This is a genomic window from Streptomyces sp. NPDC038200 (assembly GCF_055600785.1).
Map to the genome: position 1 here is coordinate 193754 of NZ_JBVJYH010000014.1, position 20890 is coordinate 214643.

Below are 20890 nucleotides of genomic sequence, written 5' to 3' on the forward strand. Positions count from 1 at the left end.
GGGACACGGCACTCGCCGGGGGTGCGCCGAGCCGAGTACGATCCGGCCAACACGCCCGCGAGCTGGGAGGACGGACGGTGGGGCAGCTGACCGGCGGCGATCCCTCGCTGCTGCGAAGGATCAATTCCGCGGTGGTGCTGCATGCACTGCGTGCCACGGACTGCGCGACGCTCACCGAGATCACCCGCGTCACCGGGCTGTCCCGGCCGACCGTCGAGGGCGTCGTGGAGGGCCTCATCGAGGGTGGCCTCGTGGTGGAGGCCACGGCCGACGACGGCGGCACCCGCCGGCAGGGGCGGCCGGCGCGGCGGTTCCGGTTCCGGGCCGAGGCGGGGCATCTGCTGGGCCTGGAGATCGGGCCGCACCGGGTCGCCGCGCTGCTGTCGGACCTGGACGGGCGGGTGCTGGGCGCGCAGGCCAAGGAGGTCGACGAGACCGCCCCGGCGGACGAGCGGCTCGACCGGCTGCGGGGCGCGGTCGCCGAGCTGCTGCGCCGGGCCGGGGTGGCCCGTAGCTCGCTGCGGGCGGTGGGGGTGGGCACACCGGGCATCGTGGACGCGGACGGCACGGTACGGCTGAGCACCGCCCTGCCGCAGTGGACGGGGCTGAAGCTCGGCGAGCGGCTGAGCCGGTCCTTCCGGTGTCCGGTGCTGGTGGAGAACGACGCCAACGCGGCGGCGGTCGCCGAGCACTGGAAAGGCTCGGCGACGGAGACGGACGACGTGGTGTTCGTGCTGGCCGGGCTGAGCCCGGGGGCGGGTTCGCTGATCGGCGGACGCCTGCACCGGGGCTACGGCGGGGCGGCCGGGGAGATCGGCGCGCTCCATCTGCTGGGCCGGGAGGCGACGCCGGAGGCGTTGCTGTCCACCACCGACGAGCCGCTGCACCCGCTGGACGAGCAGGCGGTCGCCGAGGTGTTCGCGCTGGCGCGCAAGGGCGATCAGCGGGCGCTGGCGGCCGTGGAGCGGTTCATCCAGCGGCTGGTGCACGACGTGGCCGCGCTGGTGCTGGCCCTCGATCCGGAGCTGGTCGTGGTCGGGGGCTGGGCGGCCGGTCTGGACGGCGTCCTGGAACCCCTGCGCCGCGAACTGGCCCGCTACTGCCTGCGTCCGCCGCGGGTCGCCCTGTCGCTGCTGGGCGAGGCGGCGGTCGCGACCGGCGCGTTGCGGCTGGCCCTGGACCACGTGGAGGAGCAGCTGTTCGCGGTGGACGGCACGGTGACGCGGCGCTGAGCATGCACGGTGAGCGTGACGCGGTGACGCGGCGCTGGGCGTGGCGCTGAGCGGTGACGCGGCGCTGAGCGTGGCGCGGCGCTGAGCGTGGAGCGGTGACGCGGCGCTGAGCATGCACGGTGAGCGGGACGCGGTGACGCGGCGGTGAGCCGGCGGTCCGCTCCTGGGGAACCCGTCCCCCGGACGGGTTCCCGGACGCCTCGTGGCTCAGGAGGCCTTTCGCTCCGGGTCGTGGTGTATCTCCACGCCCGTCGATTCGCCGAAGGTCAGCCGGCAGGTGTCGGCGCGGTAGGTCGCCACCGACAGTGCCGCGGTGCGGCCCTCGGCGATGAAGCGGGTGGTGACGACGAGGACGGGCGAGCCGGGCAGCCGGTCCAGTTCCTTCGCGTCGTCCGCGCGCGCGGAGCCCAGTTCGACGGCGCGCTCCTCCCCCTCCAGCGGCAGGTGCTGCAGTTCCCGCAGCACCGCACGCGCGCGTGCCGCACCGGACGGGGCGTCGATCGCGGTCAGGCCCGGCACCGAGGCCGCCGGGATGTAGAGCAGTTCGGTGGCGACCTGCTGGCCGTGGGACGTGCGGGAGCGGCGGACCGTGTGGACGGGCTCGTCCGCGCCGGTCTCCAGGGCCGCGGCCACCGCGGCGGGCGGCATCGCCTGGTCGCTGTCGAGGGGCTGCCAGGCGTCTCCGGCGGCGCCGGGCCAGTTGTGCTGCTCCGTCCCGACGGCCACCCCCACGCGCGGGGGCGCGACGGTCGTGCCGACCCCCCGGCGGCGCTGCAGCCGGCCTTCCAGCTCCAGCTGTTCGAGGGCCTGGCGGAGCGTGGCGCGGGCCACGCCGAAGCGGGCGGCGAGATCGCGCTCGTTGGGCAGGATCTCACCCACCGCGAACTCGGAGTCCAGTGCCTCCGTGAGCACGGTCTTGAGATGCCAGTACTTCGGTTCCGGTACCGATTCCAGCTGCGTGGTCCCCACCCTGTCCTCCGCGAGAGCCGTGGTCCGGCGGTTTTTAGCGCCCTTGTTTATTAAAGGTTGTTGCACTTCTCTGCGACGATAGGGCGGCCGTCACCCTTGGTCAAGACCAATCCTCGGTCCCTTGGGGAACGCGTGGCCGACCCGCCGCGGAGCGTTCACGAGGCGTTCGTACGCGGCAGTGTGTGTGACGTCCCGGCAAAACCGCCGTAGCACGAGGGAGCCCCCGTCGCGGGACGGGGGCTCACGGGGGACGGTGGTTCAGCGGCCGGCGAGGTACCGGAGCTTGTCCGGGTTGCGGTGGATGTATACGGCCGTGACGCGGCCGTCGGCGACGTCCAGCTGCAACAGGCTGTCGGGCTTGTCGCCGGACAGGATCAGCAGGGCGGGGCCGCCGTTGACCTCCAGGACGCGGAAGGACAGGTCCGCCGGGGCCGACCGGGCGACGCCGACGAGGAAACGGCCGACCTTGTCGGCGGTGTGCAGGACACGCACCGGCGCCTTGGCCTTGCCGCCGCTGTCGCCGACCAGCTGGACGTCCGGGGCGAGCATGGCCATCAGGCCCCGCAGGTCGCCCTCCGCCGCGGCGGCGAGGAAACGCTCGGTCAGGTCCCGGCGCCGGGCGGGGTCGACCTCGTACCGGGGGCGCCGTTCCGCCACGTGCCGGCGGGCCCGTGCGGCGAGCTGCCGTACCGCCGGCTCGCCCCGGTCGAGCAGCGTGGCGATCTCGGCGTACGGGTAGCCGAACGCCTCCCTCAGCACGAAGACCGCCCGTTCCAGCGGCGACAGCGACTCCAGGACGACCAGCACGGCGAGGGAGACCGTGTCGGCCCGCACGGCCAGTTCGGCGGAGTCCGGGGCGGCGTCGGTGAACTCCGCGAGGTAGGGCTCCGGCAGCCACGGCCCGATGTACGCCTCGCCGCGCGCCTGCACCTGGCGCAGCCGGTCGATGGCCAGCCGGGTGGTGATGCGCACCAGATAGGCGCGCGGTTCGCGGACCTCCGTGCGGTCCGCGTGGTACCAGCGCAGCCAGGCCTCCTGGACCACGTCCTCGGCGTCGGCGACCCGGCCGAGCATGCGGTAGGCGACCCCCGTGAGCAGGGGCCGGTGTTCTTCGAAGACATCGGTGGCGAGGTCGGCGGTCACCGGTCCATCCCATCCGACACGCCTTCCGGTGTCCACCCGGAATGCCCGGCTCCGGGAGCGGTCCGGATCACAATGACCGCGGACCGCCGACGAGCGGCGGCCGGTGACCTCGAGGTGGGCGATGCGGTACGCGGTGCTGGGCACGGGCGAGGTGGGCCGTACCCTGGCCGGCCGGCTGCTGGAGCTGGGGCACGAGGTGACCCTCGGCTCGCGCTCCCGGGACAACCCGGTGGCGCTGGAGTGGGCCACGGCCGCGGCCGGCCGGGCGCACGCGGGGACCTTCGCCGACGCGGCGGCGGCGGGCGAGGTGGTCGTCAACGCGGTGGGCGGGCGGGTGGCGCTCGACGCGCTGGAGGCGGCGGGTGCGGAACACCTGGCGGGCAAGGTGCTCGTGGACGTCTCCAATCCGCTGGCGTTCGAGGACGGTCGGGCACGGCTGGACCCGGTGGAGTCGGACAGCGTGGGCGAGCGGATCCAGCGGGCGTTCCCGCACGCGCGCGTGGTGAAGACGCTGAACACCGTCAACTGCCGGGTGATGGTGGATCCGGGACGGGTGCCGGGCGAGCACCATGTGTTCGTGTGCGGGGCGGACACCCGGGCCAAGGAGCACGTGACGGCGCTGCTCGGGGAGTTCGGCTGGCCGGCCGGGCGGGTGCTGGACCTGGGCGACATCCGGGCGGCACGCGCGGTGGAGATGTATCTGCCGCTGTGGCTGGCCCTGTTCGGCCGCTTCGGGGACGCCGACTTCAACATCGGGGTCCATCGCCCTCGCTGAGGAGCGGAGGGCGCGGCCGGCACCTGGGGGCTACCGACGGGTAGTAATTGCTGACAAGCTGTCTACGGCGTCCGTCAGCAGCCCAGCCGAGGAGCACCCATGTCCGCCACCGTCTCCTTCAAGGTCCCCACCCCGCACGGCCCGAGCGATGTGACCGTGTCCTACGCGCGCGTGGGCCGCGGCGCACCGCTGGTCCTGCTGCACGGCATCGGCCACCACCGGCAGGCGTGGGACCCGGTCGTGGACATCCTGGCCACCGAGCGCGACGTGATCACCGTCGACCTGCCGGGCTTCGGTGCCTCCCCGGCCCTGCCGGACGGTCTGACCTACGACCTGCCCTCCACCAACTCCGTGCTCGGCGCCCTGTTCGAGGCGCTGGAGCTGGACCGCCCGCACGTAGCCGGCAACTCGCTGGGCGGTCTGCTCGCGCTGGAGCTGGGCCGGGAGAAGCTCGCACGCTCCGTCACCGCCCTGTCCCCCGCCGGTTTCTGGACCGAGGCCGAGCGGCGGTACGCCTTCACCGTGCTGCTCGCGATGCGGGGCATCGCCCAGCGGCTTCCGCTGCCGCTGGTGCAGCGGCTGGCCCGCACGGCGGCCGGCCGTACCGCGCTGACCAGCACCATCTACGCACGCCCCGCGCGGCGGGCGCCGGACGCGGTGGTCGCCGAGACGCTGGCGCTCGTGGCGGCCACCGGCTTCGAGGCGACCCTGCGGGCGGGCACCACCGTACGGTTCACCGACGACCTGTCGGGGCTGCCGGTCACGGTGGCCTGGGGCACCCGGGACCGGCTGCTCCTGCGCCGCCAGGGCGTCTGCGCCAAGCAACTCATCCCGCAGGCCCGGCTGGTGCGGCTGCCCGGCTGCGGCCACTGCCCGATGAACGACGACCCGGCGCTGGTCGCGCGGGTCATCCTGGACGGCAGCCGCTGAGCGGAAGCCGACAGGCCCCCGGCCGGAGACGGCTGGAGCGGAGCGGGAACCGACGAGGCTTCGACCGGGGACGGGCGCGGCCGGTCGGAGACGAACGCGGCCTCGGCCGAACGGAGTCACGGCGGGTTGTTCACCTGCGGTTCGCGTGCGCGCCGCAGCGCGCCAGTAGGTGTGGCTCTGCACACCGGCCGGATCCCGTACGGCCGTCCCGTCCCTGGAGGCGCAGCCATGTCACACCGTCCGCTCCCCGGCCGCCGCAGCGTCCTGCGCGGCTCCCTCGCCGCGTCGGCGGCCCTGACCCTGCCCGTCGGTCTCGGCGCCGCCCCGGCCTTCGCCCGCTCCGGGCGTCCCGAGGCGGGCTGGGGCGTGCAGACCGGTGACGTGACCGCCGACTCCGGCCTGGTGTGGGTGCGTGCGGACCGGCCCGCCCGGATGATCGTGGAGACCTCGGCCACCGAGTCGTTCCGCAACCCGCGCAGATGGCACGGCCCGCTGCTGGGCGCCGGCACGGACTTCACCGGCACCACCCGGCTGCACGGCCTGCCGTCCGGCGAGCAGATCCACTACCGCGTCCTCCTCGCCGACCCGGAGGACCCGCGCCGCACCGGCGAGCCCGTCACCGGCACCTTCCGCACGGTCTCCCGGCGCCGCCGCGACGGCGTGCGGTTCCTGTGGTCGGGCGACCTGGCCGGCCAGGGCTGGGGCATCAACCCCGACCTCGGCGGCTACCGCATCTACGACGCCATGGGGAAGCTGGACCCGGACTTCTTCCTGTGCAGCGGCGACACCATCTACGCCGACGGCCCGATCGCCGCCACCCAGGCGCTGCCCGACGGCCGCACCTGGCGGAACGTCACCACCGAGGAGAAGGCGAAGGTCGCCGAGACCCTCGACGAGTACCGGGGCAACTTCCGCTACAACCTGCTGGACGAGAACCTGCGCCGGTTCAACGCACAGGTGCCCTCGATCATCCAGTGGGACGACCACGAGGTGCGCAACAACTGGTACCCCGGCGAGGTGATCGCCACCTCCGACACCCGGTACACCGAGAAGAGCATCGACGTCCTCGCCGCGCGCGCCCGGCGGGCGTTCAGCGAGTACTTCCCGATCTCCACGCTGCGGCCGGGCGCGCGGGAGGGCCGTGTCCACCGCGTGCTGCGCCAGGGCCCACTGCTGGACGTGTTCGTGCTGGACATGCGGACCTACCGCAACGCCAACTCGCCCGACGACCAGACCGTCGACCCGCAGGGCATCATGGGCCGTGAGCAGCTGGAGTGGCTCAAGCGGGAGCTGGCCCGCTCGCGTGCGGTGTGGAAGGTGATCGCCGCCGACATGCCGATCGGTCTCGTCGTGCCCGACACGACGGAGAACCGGCCGAACATCGAGGCGGTGGCCCAGGGCGACCCGGGCACCCCGCTCGGCCGTGAGCTGCAGATCGCCGAACTGCTGCGGTTCATCAAGCACCGCCGGATCACCGGCACGCTGTGGCTGACGGCGGACGTGCACCACACCTCCGCCCAGCACTACCAGCCGTCCCGGGCCGCGTTCACGGACTTCGAGCCGTTCTGGGAGTTCGTCTCCGGTCCGCTGAACGCCGGCGCCTTCCCGGCCAGCGCGCTGGACGCCACCTTCGGCCCGGAGCGGGTGTTCGTGAAGGCGCCGACCGCCTCGAACGTCTCGCCCGCGGGCGGTTACCAGTTCTTCGGCGAGGTCGACATCGACGGGGACAGCGGTGAGCTGACGGTACGGCTGCGGGAGCAGGACGGCACCGTGCTGTTCACGCAGACGCTCCAGCCGGGCCGGGTCGGCCAGTAACAACACCCTCCAGGCCGCCCGGCCCCCACCCCGGCCCCGGCCCTTCCCGACCGGTGCCGCACTCCGGTGGCGTGCCGTACTCCGGCGCCGTCCCCGGAGACGCGGCCCGGTCCCGCATCCGCCAACCTTCCCTTCTGGTAGGTGTTTTCGCAGGTCAGGACGATTGTCAGTGGTCGCCTCTACGGTTTTTCCATGACGCGATCTCTCCAGGCCGTGGCCTATCGGCGACCCTCCGTGCTCCAGTCCTCGGCGGACGGGCGCCGGCTCGGTCTGGAAACGTCCCGGGGTGCGACACCCTCGGGTGTCGAGGACCATCCGCGGTTCTTCGCGGGCTTCCTGACCTCGCCTCAGGTCGCCGCGGCGGCGCTGCTGGCCGTGGCCGACGTGGCGGCGGCGCGCTACTACCAGCCGCAGCTGCGCGCCTCGCTCGACCCGGTGGTCACGGGCAACGGCGACCGGCTGCGCTTCGAGTCCTTCTCCGGCTGCGGCGGGGTGTACGCACGGCTGGACGTGCTCACCCCGGGCCTCGACGGCGGCGAGGTGGGACACGGCACGACGAACGTCGACGTCAACAACCCGCTGCGCGAGGCGCTGTCCCGGCTCGGCACCGACGATCCGCTCCATCTGCGGGTCGGCCCGGACGAGCTGGCGGTCACCACGCTGGACGGCCCGGTGCTGGAGAAGAAGGTCCCGCTGCCCGACCGGTGGCTGCGCGGCTTCGCCGAGGCCCAGGTGATCGCGGCCGGGTTCGATCTGCGGGCGGAACTGCCGGCGGACGAGGCGGTGCGGTTCCTGCGCGGCCTGCCGGGAGCGGGCGGTGGACGGCGGGCACCGGCCGGGCCGCGCTGGGTGGTGCCGGCGGGCCGGGGGCTGCGGCCGACCACGCGGGCGGTGCCGGGCGCGGTGTGTCTGCCGGGCCCGGAGCGGCTGGCGGCACTCCAGCGGGTGCTGCGGCACGCGACGGCCCTGCGGGTCTACGGTCCCGCGGTCGGCGGCGGTGCTGCCGCGACGGCCGCCGCCTGGGAGGTCGTGCTGCCCGGCATGCGGCTCACGCTCACCCTGTCCCCCGACGCCGCGCGCGGCTTCTCGGGCGAGGGCGGCGTGCTGGACGCGCTCGCCACGGAGGAGGCCGCCGAGGACGCCGAGCTGATCGCGGTGCTGCTGGCCTGGGAACCCCGCGTCGAGGTGGCCGGTCTGGCGGCGGCCTCGGGTCTCACACCCGAGAGGGTGCGCGCGGCCCTGATCCGCCTGGGCACCTCGGGCCGCGTCGGGTACGACACGGCGGAGGCGGCCTACTTCCACCGCGAACTGCCCTACGACGCCGAGCGCGTCGAGCGGCACAATCCCCGGCTGCGCTCGGCCCGGGCGCTGGTGGCGGCGGGTGCGGTGACCCTCGCCGGCCCGCTGGCCACGGTGACGGCCGAGGACGGGCACGCGCACCGGGTGCGGGACGAGGCGGGGACGCTCAGCTGCAGCTGTCTGTGGTGGGCGAGGTACCGGGGCGGACGCGGACCGTGCAAGCACGCGCTGGCGGTGCGGATGGTGCGGCGGGGTGCCACGGCGGGACAGGACACGGCGATCGACGGGGGTGTGCGATGACCGCGCTCATGGAGGCGGTGCAGGCGGGGGACACGGCGGAGACGCTGCGGCTGGCGACGGCGATGACGGCCGGGGAACGACGCGCCGCCGTCGACGGTCTGAAGGCGCTGCGCAAGGAGCTGCGGGGGGTGCCGTGGTGGGAGAGGCGCTCGGAGCGGATCCTTCCGGCGCTGCACCTGGCCGGAGCGGCCTGCCACACGGGGGCCGCCGCGGCGGCGGCCTGGCTGGCGGCGAGCGACCTGCGCTGGAGCCAGGCGCCCGCCGAACCTCTGCTGCGCGCGCTGGAGTCCAGGGACCCGGGCTGGCTGGCCGATGTGGTGCACCGGCTGGCCCAGCGCCCCGCCTCCGCGCGCGTTCCGTTCGAGCTGATGGCGGGCCTGGTCGGCCGGGCGGGGTGCGCGGTGCCGGTGACGGACGCCTACGTGATCGGCTGGGTCCGGTACGTCGGCGACGCGGCACAGCGCCGGGAGGGGATCACCGATGTGCTGCGCCGGGAGCCGCATCTCACCGCGCTGGTCGGCGGCCTGTTCGCCCTCTCCGATGTCGGCGAGGTGCGCTGGCTGCTCGGTGAGGGACAGGGCCCGTGGCCCAGCGCTCTGGCCACACTGGTCCGGGAAGGTGCCCTGGACCGGGCGGCGCTGGCCGACCTCTGCGTCGCCCGGCTGCTGCGCGGCGGCGGCCCCACCGACCACCGGGTCTTCCTGCCGTTCCTGACCGAACTCGCGCTCACCCGGGAGGAGGAGCGGGCGCGAGTCCCGGACTGGACGGCGCTGGCCCGCGACGCGGTCTCCCCGGTCGCCTCCCACGCACAGGCGGTGCTGACCGCCCTCGCGCTGGCCGGCGAGCTGACGGCACGGCAGCTCGCCGAGGCCTCCGAAGGGCTGCTGTTCCGCCGGGAGAAGAAGCTCGTGCGGGCCCAGCTGGTCCTGCTCGGCAAGGTGCTCTCGCGCGATCCCGCCACGGCGGCGGAGTTGCTGCCGGTGGTCGCCGAGGCGTTCGGGCACGAGGACACCCAGGTGCAGGAGCGGGCGCTCAAGCTCGTCGAACGGCATGTCGGGGGGCTCGGCTCCGCGGCGGCGCGGGACACACTCGTCGCCTCTGCCGGCCGGTTGGCCCCCGCGCTGCGGCCACGGGCCGCCGCCGCGCTGGGGGTCGCCTCGGTCGGCTCCGAGGAGGCGTTCGAGGAGGTGCTGCCTCCCGTCCCGGAGCCGGTCCGGCTGGATGCCGCGCCGCGGACGGCGGAGGAACTGGCCGAGGAACTGGGGGCGCTGCTGGCCTCCGACGGTGACGTCGGCACGTTCGAGCGGGCGCTGGACGGTCTGGTGCGGCACGCGTACCAGGATCCGGACGCGCTGCGCGAGGCACTCGTTCCCGTGATCGCGGCCCGCTGGTGGGGGGCGGACGCGTCCCGGCAGTGGCCGCGCACGGACGACATGTTCGGCAACGGCCGCTACGGCACCCTCGACGCCCAGAACGGCCTCGACCTGCTCCTCGCCACCCTGCACGGCAGGGTGGCCACGGCCACGCTCCACGCGGCGGTGCGGCAGGGGCCGAAGGAACACGAGTGCGCGCACAGCGCGCTCGCCCGGGTCTTCGACACCCGGCTCCGCGAAGTGGCCTACCGCCTGCGCACGGAACCGCTGCCGCTGCTCCTGGCCACGCCCACCTGGAGCACCGGACTGCTGGAGCCGGCGGACCTGGTGGCCCGTCTCGCCGAGTACCGGCGTCTGGACGCCCGGGTCGGCGCCGCCGACTTCGCCCAGGCCCTGCTGCGCGTACGCAGGGACGACCCCGCGGCGGCGGAGGAGGCGGCGGTGCGGGCGAGGACGCTCGGCACCCGGGAGGGCGTACGGCTCGCCCGCTGGCTCACCGCCGACACCCCCACCCCGGGCGGTCGGCTCGCCCACCGGCTGCGTACGGGCGCCACCGCTCCCGGCCCGGCGCGGCGCCGGACCAAGGGCGCGCGGATCCTGGTGGAGCCGGGTGAGATCCCGGAGCTGCAGGCGGACTTCCCGCAGGAGTTCCGGCGCCTCGGCCGGCCGCTGCCGGTGATCTCGGACCGCTGGCACTGCATGCACTGGAACCAGGCGATACGCCCGCACTGGCTCGCCGTCCTCCCGGAGCGGCGCGAGCTGGTCGCGGCACGGATGCTGCCCGACCTGGCCGGGACGGCCCTCGGGGAGGACCGCGGTGCCGCCGTTCTCCCGCTGCTCGCCGAGTCGGGCGGCGAGGCGGGCGAGGCCGTCCACCTGTGCGTGGCGTACGGACTCGGTGCGCGGCACCAGGAGGACCGGCTCGCCGCGGTGGACGCCCTGCTGGTGCTCGCCGCGCGAGGACAGCTCGACATGGTCCGGCTGGGCACGGATCTGGGCGAGCTGGTGGGGCGAGGGGCGGTGAAGCCGCAACGGCTGGCCGAATCGGCGCGGACCGCGGCGGAGACGGGAGCCAACGCGACGACATGGGAGATACTTCGCCATGCCCTGCCCGTTCCGCTGGCCGGCCTCGCGAGCGCCCGCCCGGAGGAGGCGGCGGTGGCGGCCCGGAGTCTCGGGGAGCTGCTGGCCGTCGCGGCGGAGTGCGCCGAGCGGTCGGGGGCCCGGGGAGACGTGCCGTATCTCGCGGAGACCGCGGCACGCGCCGGCTCCTCCCGCCTGGTCGTCCAGGCGCGGCGGCTGCGGGACGCCCTGGGGGTGGAGGTGGCCGCCTGAGCCGGCCCGCGACGCGCGTGCTCGCCGGTTCCTTGAGAGCACCAACCATAGAAAACGCAACAAAGAGGGCGGAAGCATGCTTAACCCATCGGACACAATCAGTTCGTGATCACGCAACACCCCTCCTGCACAGTGGTTGCATGACTCCAGACATGCCTGATGTGACCCGGGCGAAGCACGGGCGGCCCGTGCACCACTGGCGACGGGACGTCGTCGAACTCGCCGCGCTCTTCACGGCCGTGGCCGTCGCGGACGCGGTGGCCAACCTGATCGGGCACGGACCCGACGGCCCGGCCCTGCTCATGATCTCGGCACTCGCGCTCGCCGCGACGGCGGGATTCCACGTGTGGTGGTCACGCCGCCACGGACACGCGCCGCCGGTCAGTGATACCGACGCCCGGCCGTTCGCCGAGACGCGGCCGGCCGGGCAGTCCGAGCAGCCCACCGCCGACGAGGTCGCCGGCGCGCTGTGGCGGATGCGGACGACGGTGAAGGACCAGCCGGGTTCGCTGGCCGCCCTGTGCACGGCGCTCGCCGAGCGGCGGGTGGACATCCTGAGCCTGCAGACGCACCCGCTGGCCGACGGCACGGTGGACGAGTTCCTGCTGCGGGCACCGGCCACGGTGGCGGGGGCCGACATCACCCGGGCCGTGGCGCTGGCCGGGGGCACGGCCACCTGGATCGAGCGGGCCGACGCCCACGATCTGGTCGACGCGCCGACCCGGGTGCTCGGCCTGGCGGCCCGCACCGCCCTGGACACCGCTGAACTGCCCCTGGCACTGCGCCAGCTGCTGGGGCGCTGCACGATCCGGTCGCTGCCCGGAACACCGGCCGGCGGTGGCCGCGGCCCGCGGCCGGTACCGGTCGAGGGCGTCCTGGAGGACACCGTGATGCGGCTGCCGGCACCCGAGGGCGGGGTGCTCACGGTGGAGCGGCCGTATCTGCCCTTCACCCCCACCGAGTTCGCGCGCGCCCGGGCGCTGGTGGAGCTGGACAGCCGGCTGGGACCGCGGATCCCGAGCGGTCAGGACGTGCTGACCCTGCCCGAGGGCAACGAGATCACCGTGCGCCGGGTCGACACCGGGGACTTGGCCGCGGCCAGGGCGATGCATGACCGGTGCTCGCCGCACACCCTGAGCCTGCGCTACCACGGCCCGGTCGGTGACGCGGACCGCTACCTGAACCACCTGCTCAGCCCCCGCTTCGGCCGGACGCTGGCCGCGCAGACCGCCTCCGGCCGGATCGTCGGCCTCGGACATCTGCTGTGGGACGGCGACGAGACGGAGGTCGCGCTGCTGGTCGAGGACGACTGGCAGCAGCGGGGGGTCGGCGGTGAGCTGCTCGGCCGGCTGGTGGCGCTGGCGGTGGAGGCCGGCTGCGAGAGCGTGTACGCCGTGACCAAGGCGTCCAACACCGGCATGGTCGCGGCCATGCGCGGCCTCGGGCTGCCCCTGGACTACCAGGTCGAGGAAGGCACGCTGGTCATCACGGCCCGACTGGCCGGCACACCGACCTCCGCCCGGCCGACCCACGACACCGCCCGACAGCACCTCGGCAACCCGGCCCGCCGGGACTGACCCGACGCCCCGGCGGCCCGAGGGGACCGACCCGGCGCCCCGGCGGCCCGACAGGACCGACCCGGCAGTCCCAGCACCCCGCGCCTGCGCGGCCCGGCACCCCCTGCCGGGCCGCCCGCACGCCGCCGGACGGCTCAGCGCACCGCCTCCGGACGGCTCAGCGCACCGCCTCCGCGAGCGGCACCGGGGTCCTGGCGGGTTCCGCGAGTGCCTGGTCGAGGTCGGCCCACAGGTCGTCCACGTCCTCCAGGCCCACGGAGAGCCGTAGCAGCCGGTCGCTCACGCCCGCCCCGCGCCGGTCCTCGGCGTCCACGATGCGGTGGCTGATGGACGCGGGATGCTGGATGAGCGTGTCGACGCTGCCCAGGCTCACCGCGGGCGTGACGAGCCGGACCCGGGAGATCACCTCGTGCGGGTCGCCGTGCACCTCGAAGGCGATCATCGCGCCGCCCAGCCGCGGATAGCGCACCCGGGCCACCCGCGGATCGGCGGCGAGCCGGCGGGCCAGCTCGGCGGCGTTCGCGGAGGCCGCCCGTACCCGCACGGGAAGTGTGGACAGGCCGCGCAGCAGCAGATAGCCGGCCAGCGGATGCAGGACCCCGCCCGTGGCGAACCGTATCTGCCGCAGCCGGCCCGCGAACTCCTCGTCGCAGGCGACCACACCGGCCAGGACGTCGCCGTGGCCGCCGAGGTACTTGGTGGCGCTGTGCAGCACCATCCGGGCGCCCTGCTCGGCGGGGCGCTGCAGCACGGGCGTGGCGAAGGTGTTGTCGGCCAGCAGCGGGACCGAGCCGCAGGCATGGGCGATGGCCCGCAGGTCGAGTTCGGCGAGGGTCGGGTTGGCCGGGGACTCGACCATGACCAGGCCGGTGTCCGGGCGCAGCGCGTCGGTGATGCCGGCCGGGTCGGTCCAGGTGACCTCCGTGCCGAGGAGTCCGGCGGTCAGCAGGTGGTCGCTGCAGCCGTACAGGGGACGTACCGCGACGACATGGCGCAGGCCGGCGGCCGACCGGGCGAGGAGGACGGCGCTGAGCGCGGCCATGCCGCTGGCGAAGGCGACCGCGGACTCGGTGCCCTCCAGGCGGGCGAGGGCGGTCTCGAAGCGGGCGACGGTCGGGTTGCCCAGGCGGCCGTAGACCGGCGGGCCCACCGGGTCGGCGCCGTCGGTGGCGAAGGCGTCGATGCGGGCGGCCTCGGCGCGGCTGTCGAAGGAGGGGTAGGTGGTGGACAGGTCGATCGGCGGGGCGTGCAGGCCCTGACGGGCGAGATCGTCACGGCCGGCGTGCACGGCCTCGGTGGCAAGGGCTCTCGATCGGGCGCGTACGTCGTCGTAGGCACCGGTGCTCGCTGTGTCCATGCCGGAAGGGTGAACATCGGACGGTTCCCGGGAGCCGAACACCGTGTTACGTTCGGCCAATGGCCGAATCTGTCGTACTGGATCCGGTGGACCTGCATCTGCTGCGGCTGCTGCAGAACGATGCCCGGACGACCTACCGCGATCTCGCCGCACAGGTGGGCGTGGCGCCGTCGACGTGTCTGGACCGGGTGACCCGGCTGCGCCGCTCGGGGGTGATACTCGGGCACCGGCTGCGGCTCGATCCGGCCAAGCTCGGGCGCGGCCTCCAGGCGCTGCTGTCGGTGCAGGTGCGGCCGCACCGCCGGGAGCTGGTGGGGCCGTTCGTGGAGCGGATCCGGGCGCTGCCGGAGGCGCGGTCGGTGTTCCATCTGACCGGGCCGGACGACTATCTCGTGCATGTGGCGGTCGCGGACATGGCCGATCTCCAGCGGCTGGTGCTGGACGAGTTCACGGCGCGGCGCGAGGTGGCCCGGGTGGAGACCCGGCTGATCTTCCAGCAGTGGGAGTGCGGGCCGCTGCTGCCGCCCGGCCACGCCGAGAGCTGAATCCCCCGGAACACGGGTGACGCGGAGATCCTCTCCGTACGAGGATGGTCCGCATGTCTGAGATCCGGATCCCACTGCCCCGACAGGTCGCCGACGCATACGTGGACGACCTCATCGCCCTCGACCCGGTCACCGGTACGTACCTCGGTGTGAAGGAGAGCTCGAGCAGGCTGCCCGACTACTCGCCCGCGGGCGCGGCGGCGCAGGCGGAGCTGGCGCGGGCCACGCTCGCGAAGCTGGACGAGGCGGAGCGGCAGCCCGGTGCGGACACGGACGTGGAGCGGCGCTGCGGGCGGCTGCTGCGGGAGCGGCTGACCGCCGCGCTCGCCATGCACGACGCGGGCGAACACCTGCGTGAGGTCGGCAACATGGACACGCCCGGCCACGCGGTGCGGGAGATCTTCACGGTCACCCCGGCGGAGACGGAGGAGGACTGGGCGGCGATCGCGGAGCGGTTGCGCGCGGTGCCGGGCGCGGTCGCGGGTTATCGCGCCTCGCTCGAACTCGGCCTGGACCGCAAGCTGTTCGCGGCGCCCCGGCCGACCGCCACCTTCATCGACCAGCTCTCCGAGTGGACGGACACCGACGGCAAGGGCCGCGGCTGGTACGAGGACTTCGCCGCCGCCGGACCGGAGTCGCTGCGCGCGGAGCTGGACGAGGCGGCGCGCACGGCGACCGGTGCCCTGGTGGAGCTGCGGGACTGGCTGCGGGACGTGTACGCGCCGGCGATCGAGGGCGCCCCGGACGTGGTCGGCCGCGAGCGGTACGCGCGCTGGTCCCGCTACTTCAACGGCACGGACCTGGATCTGGACGAGGCGTACGCGTACGGCTGGGCCGAGTTCCACCGCCTCCTGGGCGAGATGAGGCAGGAGGCGGAGAAGATCCTGCCCGGCGCCGAGACGCCGTGGGTGGCGCTCGCGCACCTGGACGAGCACGGCCGGCACATCGAGGGCGTGGACGAGGTCCGGGAGTGGCTCCAGGGTCTGATGGACAAGGCGATCGAGGAGCTGGACGGGACCCACTTCGACCTCGCCGAGCGGGTGCGGAAGGTGGAGTCGCGCATCGCCCCGCCCGGTGGCGCGGCGGCCCCCTACTACACGCCTCCGTCGGAGGACTTCTCCCGGCCCGGCCGCACCTGGCTGCCCACGATGGGCCTGAACCGCTTCCCGGCCTACGACCTGGTCTCGACCTGGTACCACGAGGGCGTGCCCGGCCACCACCTCCAGCTCGCGCAGTGGGCGCACATCGCCGAGAACCTCTCCCGCTACCAGGCGACGGTCGGCATCGTCAGCGCCAACGCGGAGGGCTGGGCGCTGTACGCGGAGCGGCTGATGGACGAGCTGGGCTACCTCACCGACCCGGAGGAGCGGCTCGGCTACCTGGACGCGCAGATGATGCGGGCCGCCCGGGTGATCGTGGACATCGGCATGCACCTGGAGCTGGAGATCCCGGCGGACTCGCCGTTCCACCCCGGGGAGCGGTGGACGCCGGACCTGGCGCAGGAGTTCTTCGGTGCGCACAGCAGCCGGCCCGCGGACTACGTGGAGAGCGAGCTGACCCGGTACCTGACGATCCCGGGCCAGGCGATCGGCTACAAGCTGGGCGAGCGGGCGTGGCTGCTGGGCCGGGAGAAGGCGCGCGAGCGGCACGGCGAGGCGTTCGACCTGAAGGCCTGGCACATGGCGGCGCTGTCGCAGGGCTCGCTGGGCCTGGACGACCTGGTGGACGAACTGTCTCGGCTCTGACGCCCCGCCCACGGCGCCGGGTCCGCTCCCGCGCGGGCCCTGTGCCGCGGCGCTCGGCCGTACGGCCGCTCCCGGTGGCGCGGGCGCGGCCCGGGCGGCTAGCTGGTGCCGGGGGCCGATGCGGAGAGGCGGGCCGGGCATGCAGGAGAAGGGGCCGGGACAGGAGGCTCTGGAGACACCGCGCGCCGCGGGACTGGCCGGAGTCTTCTTCGCACTGCTTCTGGCGGCCGCGATCGTCCTGGTCAGGCTGGGGATTCCGGAGGGCGCCGACGCGACCGGCGCCGAGGGGTTCACGGACTCCGCGCGGCGTGGCGCCCTGCGGACGGCCCTCGCGCTCGTGCCGTTCGCGGGCATCTTCTTCCTGTGGTTCATCGGCGCGGTGCGCGCGCACGTCGGTGCGGTCGAGGACAAGTTCCTCGGGACGGTCCTCCTGGGCAGCGGGCTGGTCTTCACCGCCATGATGTTCGGCGCCGCCGCGGCGGCGAGTGCCGTGCTCGTGGTGTCCCATCCGTCGGGCACGACCCCGTCCCCGGCCGGCTGGGATTTCGGCCGCCACCTGGCGTACACGCTGTTGACGGGGTACGCCATGCGGATGGCGGCCGTCTTCGTGTCCTCCATGTCGGTCATCGGCCACCGCCTCGGCATCCTGCCGCGCTGGCTCACGACCCTGGGCTTCCTCGTCGCCCTGACGCTGTTGTTCGTCTCGTCGAACGTGCCCTGGGCGGAACTCGTCTTCCCCGCGTGGTCCCTGCTGCTCAGCCTGCACATCCTCAAGGTGGGCCGTCGAAACCGCCCCCGTCCGGCGGCGGCCTGACGACCTCGGCTCCCCCGGGGACCCGCTCACCCGATCGGCGTGCCCCGGCGCGCGCGCACCCGGCCCGCGCTCGCATGCTGGCCAGCGGGGGACGACCGCCGTCCGGAGCCGCCGCGGAGCCGTGGCGGTCACCGGACCTGGCCACCGGAAGGGCGGAGCGTCGATGAGGCTCGTCGTCGATCTCAACAAGTGCCAGGGGTACGCGCAGTGCGCGTTCCTCGCGCCCGACGTCTTCGCCCTGCACGGCGAGGAGTCGCTGATCTACAACCCGCGCGCGGAGGAGGAGCAGCGCGAGCGGGTGGCGCGTGCCGTCGCCGCTTGCCCGGTGCAGGCCATCACCACCGACGGTCCGGGCGGTACGGGCGGGCCGGCGGCCGGGTCCGCGCGGGAGGCGTCCGATGGCCGCTGATCACGTGGAATGGCTCAGGCGCGAGGGCCGGATCGTGATCGTGGGTGCCTCCCTGGCCGGACTGCGGGCCGCGGAGACCCTGCGCGCGGAGGGCTTCGCCGGTGAGCTGACCCTGATCGGGGACGAGCCGTACGAGCCGTACGACCGGCCGCCGCTGTCCAAGTCCGTGCTGCTGGGCAAGGCGTCCCCGCACCACACCGAGTTGCCGCACCGTTGGGAGACCGATGCCAAGTGGCGTCTCGGAGTCGCGGCGACGGGTCTGGATCTGACGGCCAAGCGGGTCCGGCTGGCCGACGGGGACGAGGTGGAGTTCGACCGGCTGCTCATCGCGACCGGTGTCCGGGCCCGGCCGTGGCCGAAGGAGGAGGAGGCCCGGCTGGAGGGCGTCTTCCTGCTGCGCACGCGTGAGGACGCGGCGGCGCTGTGCCGGCGGCTGGAGGCGGGTCCGCGCCGGGTGTTCGTCATCGGTGCCGGGTTCGCCGGCTCGGAGGTCGCCTCGGCGTGCCGGGAGATGGGCCTCCCCGTCACGGTGGCGGAGCGTGCGGGGGCGCCGCTGGTGGGGGCGCTCGGCGGGGTCGTCGGCGCGGTCGCGGCCGACCTCCAGACCGAGAACGGAGTGGATCTGCGGACCCATGTCACGGTGACCTCGCTGGAGGGCGACTCGGTGGGCCGGGTGCGGGCCGTCCATCTGTCCGACGAGACGGTGGTCGAGGCGGACGTGGTGGTGGTCTCGCTGGGGTCGATGCGGAACACCGAGTGGCTGACCGGGTCGGGACTGGGCGCGGGGCCCCGGGGCATCGCGTGCGACGCGGGCTGCCGGGCCTTCGACTTCCGGGGCATCGTCACGGACGACGTCTTCGTGGCGGGCGACGTGGCCCGTTCCCCCCACGCGCTGTTCGGCTACCAGTTCCTGTCCCTGGAGCACTGGGGCAACGCCGTCGCGCAGGCGGAGACGGCCGCGCACAACATGATCTGCCACGGCGCCGAGCGGCGGCCGCACCTGTGGATGCCGGCCTTCTGGTCGTCGATGTTCGGGGTGAACATCAAGTCGGTCGGGGTGCCGCCCATGGGCGAGCAGCTCATGATCACGCAGGGTTCGCTGGCGGAACGCCGGTTCGTCGGCGTCTACGGCCACCAGGGCCGGATCGTGGCCGCCGTGACCTTCGACAACACGCGGTGGCTGGAGTTCTACCAGCGGCAGATCGAACGGGGGGCGCCGTTCCCCGTGGATCATCCGACGCTGGACCGCCGTCCCGAGGGCCGCCGGCCGATGGACGCCGACTTCCCGGACCCGTCCCTGCCGACCCACGGCCCGATGGTGACCCTCAGCGGTTACTCGCCGGCCGACCAACAGCTGGTCTTCCACCCCGCCCGCCACTGACCGCCGCCCCGGCCCGACGCCCCAAGGACCTGTCATGCCGCACACCTCGATGCTGCGCCGGATCACCGACTTCGCGAACCGCGCCGACCCGTACCCGGTGTACGAGGAACTCCGCAGCACTCCGGTGCTCCACGAGGAGGAGGGAGGCCCCTACATCATCAGTTCGTACTACGACATCAAGGCCCTCCTCCACGATCCGCGGATCAGCTCGGACGCCGCCAATCTGGCCGCCGCCGGGGCCGACGAGCTCGCCGAGGGGGAGGAGACGGGCGGGCTGCCGCCGTCCTTCCTGCGTCTCGACCCGCCCGAGCACGACCGGCTGCGGCGGATCGCCAACAGTGCCTTCGGACCGCCGCACCGGCCGCGGCGGATCGACGACCTGCGAGGGCAGATGCGGGAGATCGTCACCGAGCTGATCGACGCCTTCGGGGACGCGCGCGAGATCGACGTGGTCGACCAGTTCGCCTACCCCTTCCCGGTGACGGTGATCTGCCGCCTCCTCGGGGTGCCCCGGGAGGACGAGCCGCGGTTCCGTGGCTGGGTCGACCCGCTGGTGGCGAGCCTGGACCCGGAGACGCACCAGGGCACGGACGCCGAGGCGGGGAAGGCGGCGCGGGAAGCGCGTGTGCAGCTCGGCATGTACCTGTCGGGACTGGTCGAGGAGCGTGCCAGGGAACCGCGGGACGATCTGCTGTCCGACCTGGTGAACAGCCGCGGTCCGGACGGCGCCATGACGATGATGGAGGTGCTCAGCACCGCGGTGCTGCTGCTGATCGCCGGTCACGAGACGACGGTCAACCTCATCACCAACGGCATGCTCACGCTGCTGCGCCATCCGGAGATCCTCCAGCGGCTGCGCGAGGACCCGGCCCTGTCCGTCACCATCGTGGAGGAGCTGCTGCGGTACGAGCCGCCGGTGCAGCTCGTACCGCAGCGCACGTGCATCGCCGACATCGAGGTGCGCGGGGTCACCATTCCCAAGGGCTCGCGGATCTGGCTGATGCTGGCCGCGGGCAACCGGGACCCGGAGCGGTTCAAGAATCCCGGGCGCTTCGACCCGGACCGCGGGGACATCCAGCACCTCGGCTTCGGCAGTGGCATCCACAGCTGCTTCGGCGCTCCGCTGGCCCGGCTGGAGACCCAGATCGCCCTGTCCGAGCTGGCCCGGCGGCTGGTGAACCCCCGCCTGATCGAGGACCCGCCGCCCTACCGGCCGAACGCCGTCCTGCGCGGTCCCCGGCATCTCGGCGTCGCCTTCGAGGGCCTGCGTTGAGGGCGTGACGGGGGCGGCGGGCCGGCCGTCGGTGCACGAGCCGGGCGAGCCGCACCGGCGAGACGAACGTCGGCCGTCCGTCAGCAGCCGCACTCGCCTGCCACGGGTGCGGTGAGCGGGTCCGCGTCGCGGCGCGCCGGGCCCTGCCAGGTCTCGTAGGGGAAGCCCTCGCGGGCCCAGTACTCGAAGCCGCCGAGCATCTCCTTGACCTGGTAGCCGAGTTCGGCGAGGGCGAGGGCGGCGCGGGTGGCGCCGTTGCAGCCGGGGCCCCAGCAGTACGTCACCACCGGTACGGACTTGTCGAGGAGCTGTTCGGCCTGCTCGGCGACGAGCGCGGTGGGCAGGTGGACGGCGCCGGGCACGTGGCCCTGGTCCCAGGACTCGGTGGAGCGGGAGTCCACGACGACGAAACCGGGGTCGCCGCCGGCCGCGAGCGCGGCGGCCACGTCGGAGACGTCGGCGTGGAAGGCGAGGCTCGCCCGGAAGTAGGCGGCGGCCTCGGCGGGGGCGGCGGGCGCGACGCGCAGGACGGGGTTCTCGGAGGTCTTGGTGATCATGAGGGAAAATCTAGGGTGTACGGGCCGCTCTCTGAAGGAACGATCCACGGGCTTGCCCTTG

17 protein-coding genes are annotated in these 20890 nt (G+C 74.1%); 13 read left to right on the top strand and 4 right to left on the bottom strand.

Features of this window, described 5'->3' with window-relative positions; genetic code table 11:
* The first annotated feature begins 77 nt into the window (after positions 1–77).
* On the top strand, positions 78–1232 hold the full coding sequence (locus tag ACZ7KF_RS26790; protein ID WP_471079994.1) for an ROK family transcriptional regulator: 1155 nt from the start codon (positions 78–80) through the stop codon (positions 1230–1232).
* A gap of 207 nt (positions 1233–1439) precedes the next feature.
* Here the strand turns inward: ACZ7KF_RS26790 and ACZ7KF_RS26795 are convergent, their stop codons facing one another.
* Complete coding sequence (locus ACZ7KF_RS26795; protein WP_471079996.1) at positions 1440–2201, bottom strand: GntR family transcriptional regulator; 762 nt, start codon at positions 2199–2201, stop codon at positions 1440–1442.
* A gap of 258 nt (positions 2202–2459) precedes the next feature.
* A complete protein-coding gene (locus ACZ7KF_RS26800; protein ID WP_471079999.1) occupies positions 2460–3344 on the bottom strand; it encodes an RNA polymerase sigma-70 factor in 885 nt (294 codons plus the stop codon).
* Between the two features lie 121 nt (positions 3345–3465).
* On the opposite strand from ACZ7KF_RS26800, the gene ACZ7KF_RS26805 reads away from it, so the two are divergent.
* The 6 genes from ACZ7KF_RS26805 to ACZ7KF_RS26830 all read left to right on the top strand — a co-directional run bounded on the left by ACZ7KF_RS26805 (position 3466) and on the right by ACZ7KF_RS26830 (position 12748).
* Positions 3466–4119 (top strand): NADPH-dependent F420 reductase, encoded by a 654-nt coding sequence (locus tag ACZ7KF_RS26805; protein WP_471080126.1) that lies wholly within the window; start codon positions 3466–3468, stop codon positions 4117–4119.
* 99 nt (positions 4120–4218) lie between these two features.
* The gene (locus ACZ7KF_RS26810) at positions 4219–5049 is read left to right on the top strand and encodes an alpha/beta fold hydrolase (protein ID WP_471080002.1); all 831 of its coding nucleotides are present in this window, start codon (positions 4219–4221) and stop codon (positions 5047–5049) included.
* Positions 5050–5277: 228 nt separating this feature from the next.
* Positions 5278–6864, top strand: a complete 1587-nt coding sequence (locus ACZ7KF_RS26815; protein WP_471080005.1) for an alkaline phosphatase D family protein — start codon at positions 5278–5280, stop codon at positions 6862–6864.
* 192 nt (positions 6865–7056) lie between these two features.
* The gene (locus tag ACZ7KF_RS26820) at positions 7057–8463 is read left to right on the top strand and encodes an SWIM zinc finger family protein (RefSeq protein ID WP_471080007.1); all 1407 of its coding nucleotides are present in this window, start codon (positions 7057–7059) and stop codon (positions 8461–8463) included.
* On the top strand, positions 8460–11171 hold the full coding sequence (locus tag ACZ7KF_RS26825; protein ID WP_471080010.1) for a DUF7824 domain-containing protein: 2712 nt from the start codon (positions 8460–8462) through the stop codon (positions 11169–11171). The genes ACZ7KF_RS26820 and ACZ7KF_RS26825 overlap by 4 nt, the downstream gene beginning before the upstream one ends.
* A gap of 140 nt (positions 11172–11311) precedes the next feature.
* Positions 11312–12748, top strand: a complete 1437-nt coding sequence (locus ACZ7KF_RS26830; protein ID WP_471080013.1) for a GNAT family N-acetyltransferase — start codon at positions 11312–11314, stop codon at positions 12746–12748.
* A 157-nt stretch (positions 12749–12905) separates the two neighbouring features.
* Here ACZ7KF_RS26830 and ACZ7KF_RS26835 read toward each other — a convergent pair whose 3' ends face one another.
* Positions 12906–14105 carry a trans-sulfuration enzyme family protein gene (locus tag ACZ7KF_RS26835; RefSeq protein WP_471080016.1) on the bottom strand — a complete coding sequence of 400 codons (1200 nt, stop codon included), beginning with the start codon at positions 14103–14105 and terminating at the stop codon, positions 12906–12908.
* Positions 14106–14164: 59 nt separating this feature from the next.
* Here ACZ7KF_RS26835 and ACZ7KF_RS26840 point away from each other — a divergent pair, with 59 nt between their 5' ends.
* The 6 genes from ACZ7KF_RS26840 to ACZ7KF_RS26865 all read left to right on the top strand — a co-directional run bounded on the left by ACZ7KF_RS26840 (position 14165) and on the right by ACZ7KF_RS26865 (position 20272).
* Complete coding sequence (locus tag ACZ7KF_RS26840; RefSeq protein ID WP_471080019.1) at positions 14165–14650, top strand: Lrp/AsnC family transcriptional regulator; 486 nt, start codon at positions 14165–14167, stop codon at positions 14648–14650.
* A 53-nt stretch (positions 14651–14703) separates the two neighbouring features.
* A complete protein-coding gene (locus ACZ7KF_RS26845; RefSeq protein ID WP_471080022.1) occupies positions 14704–16395 on the top strand; it encodes a DUF885 domain-containing protein in 1692 nt (563 codons plus the stop codon).
* Between the two features lie 139 nt (positions 16396–16534).
* Positions 16535–17209: a hypothetical protein gene (locus ACZ7KF_RS26850; protein ID WP_471080024.1), complete on the top strand. Its 675-nt coding sequence runs from the start codon at positions 16535–16537 to the stop codon at positions 17207–17209.
* A gap of 163 nt (positions 17210–17372) precedes the next feature.
* Entirely contained in the window at positions 17373–17618 is a 246-nt protein-coding gene (locus ACZ7KF_RS26855; RefSeq protein WP_471080027.1) for a ferredoxin, read from the top strand.
* A complete protein-coding gene (locus ACZ7KF_RS26860) occupies positions 17608–18999 on the top strand; it encodes an NAD(P)/FAD-dependent oxidoreductase (protein ID WP_471080029.1) in 1392 nt (463 codons plus the stop codon). Before ACZ7KF_RS26855 ends, ACZ7KF_RS26860 begins: the two co-directional genes overlap by 11 nt.
* Positions 19000–19033: 34 nt before the next feature.
* A complete protein-coding gene (locus ACZ7KF_RS26865; RefSeq protein ID WP_471080032.1) occupies positions 19034–20272 on the top strand; it encodes a cytochrome P450 in 1239 nt (412 codons plus the stop codon).
* 80 nt (positions 20273–20352) lie between these two features.
* Here ACZ7KF_RS26865 and ACZ7KF_RS26870 read toward each other — a convergent pair whose 3' ends face one another.
* Positions 20353–20829, bottom strand: coding sequence for a rhodanese-like domain-containing protein (locus tag ACZ7KF_RS26870; RefSeq protein WP_471080035.1), 477 nt, complete (start codon positions 20827–20829; stop codon positions 20353–20355).
* Positions 20830–20890: the final 61 nt, after the last annotated feature.

Coding starts and splice junctions, on each gene's coding strand:
- ACZ7KF_RS26805 (WP_471080126.1), top strand. CDS start 3,466: ATGCGGTACGCGGTGCTGGGCACGGGCGAGGTGGGCCGTACCCTGGCC.
- ACZ7KF_RS26810 (WP_471080002.1), top strand. CDS start 4,219: ATGTCCGCCACCGTCTCCTTCAAGGTCCCCACCCCGCACGGCCCGAGC.
- ACZ7KF_RS26815 (WP_471080005.1), top strand. CDS start 5,278: ATGTCACACCGTCCGCTCCCCGGCCGCCGCAGCGTCCTGCGCGGCTCC.
- ACZ7KF_RS26820 (WP_471080007.1), top strand. CDS start 7,057: ATGACGCGATCTCTCCAGGCCGTGGCCTATCGGCGACCCTCCGTGCTC.
- ACZ7KF_RS26825 (WP_471080010.1), top strand. CDS start 8,460: ATGACCGCGCTCATGGAGGCGGTGCAGGCGGGGGACACGGCGGAGACG.
- ACZ7KF_RS26830 (WP_471080013.1), top strand. CDS start 11,312: ATGACTCCAGACATGCCTGATGTGACCCGGGCGAAGCACGGGCGGCCC.
- ACZ7KF_RS26835 (WP_471080016.1), bottom strand. CDS start 14,105: ATGGACACAGCGAGCACCGGTGCCTACGACGACGTACGCGCCCGATCG.
- ACZ7KF_RS26840 (WP_471080019.1), top strand. CDS start 14,165: ATGGCCGAATCTGTCGTACTGGATCCGGTGGACCTGCATCTGCTGCGG.
- ACZ7KF_RS26845 (WP_471080022.1), top strand. CDS start 14,704: ATGTCTGAGATCCGGATCCCACTGCCCCGACAGGTCGCCGACGCATAC.
- ACZ7KF_RS26850 (WP_471080024.1), top strand. CDS start 16,535: ATGCAGGAGAAGGGGCCGGGACAGGAGGCTCTGGAGACACCGCGCGCC.
- ACZ7KF_RS26855 (WP_471080027.1), top strand. CDS start 17,373: ATGAGGCTCGTCGTCGATCTCAACAAGTGCCAGGGGTACGCGCAGTGC.
- ACZ7KF_RS26860 (WP_471080029.1), top strand. CDS start 17,608: ATGGCCGCTGATCACGTGGAATGGCTCAGGCGCGAGGGCCGGATCGTG.
- ACZ7KF_RS26865 (WP_471080032.1), top strand. CDS start 19,034: ATGCCGCACACCTCGATGCTGCGCCGGATCACCGACTTCGCGAACCGC.
- ACZ7KF_RS26870 (WP_471080035.1), bottom strand. CDS start 20,829: ATGATCACCAAGACCTCCGAGAACCCCGTCCTGCGCGTCGCGCCCGCC.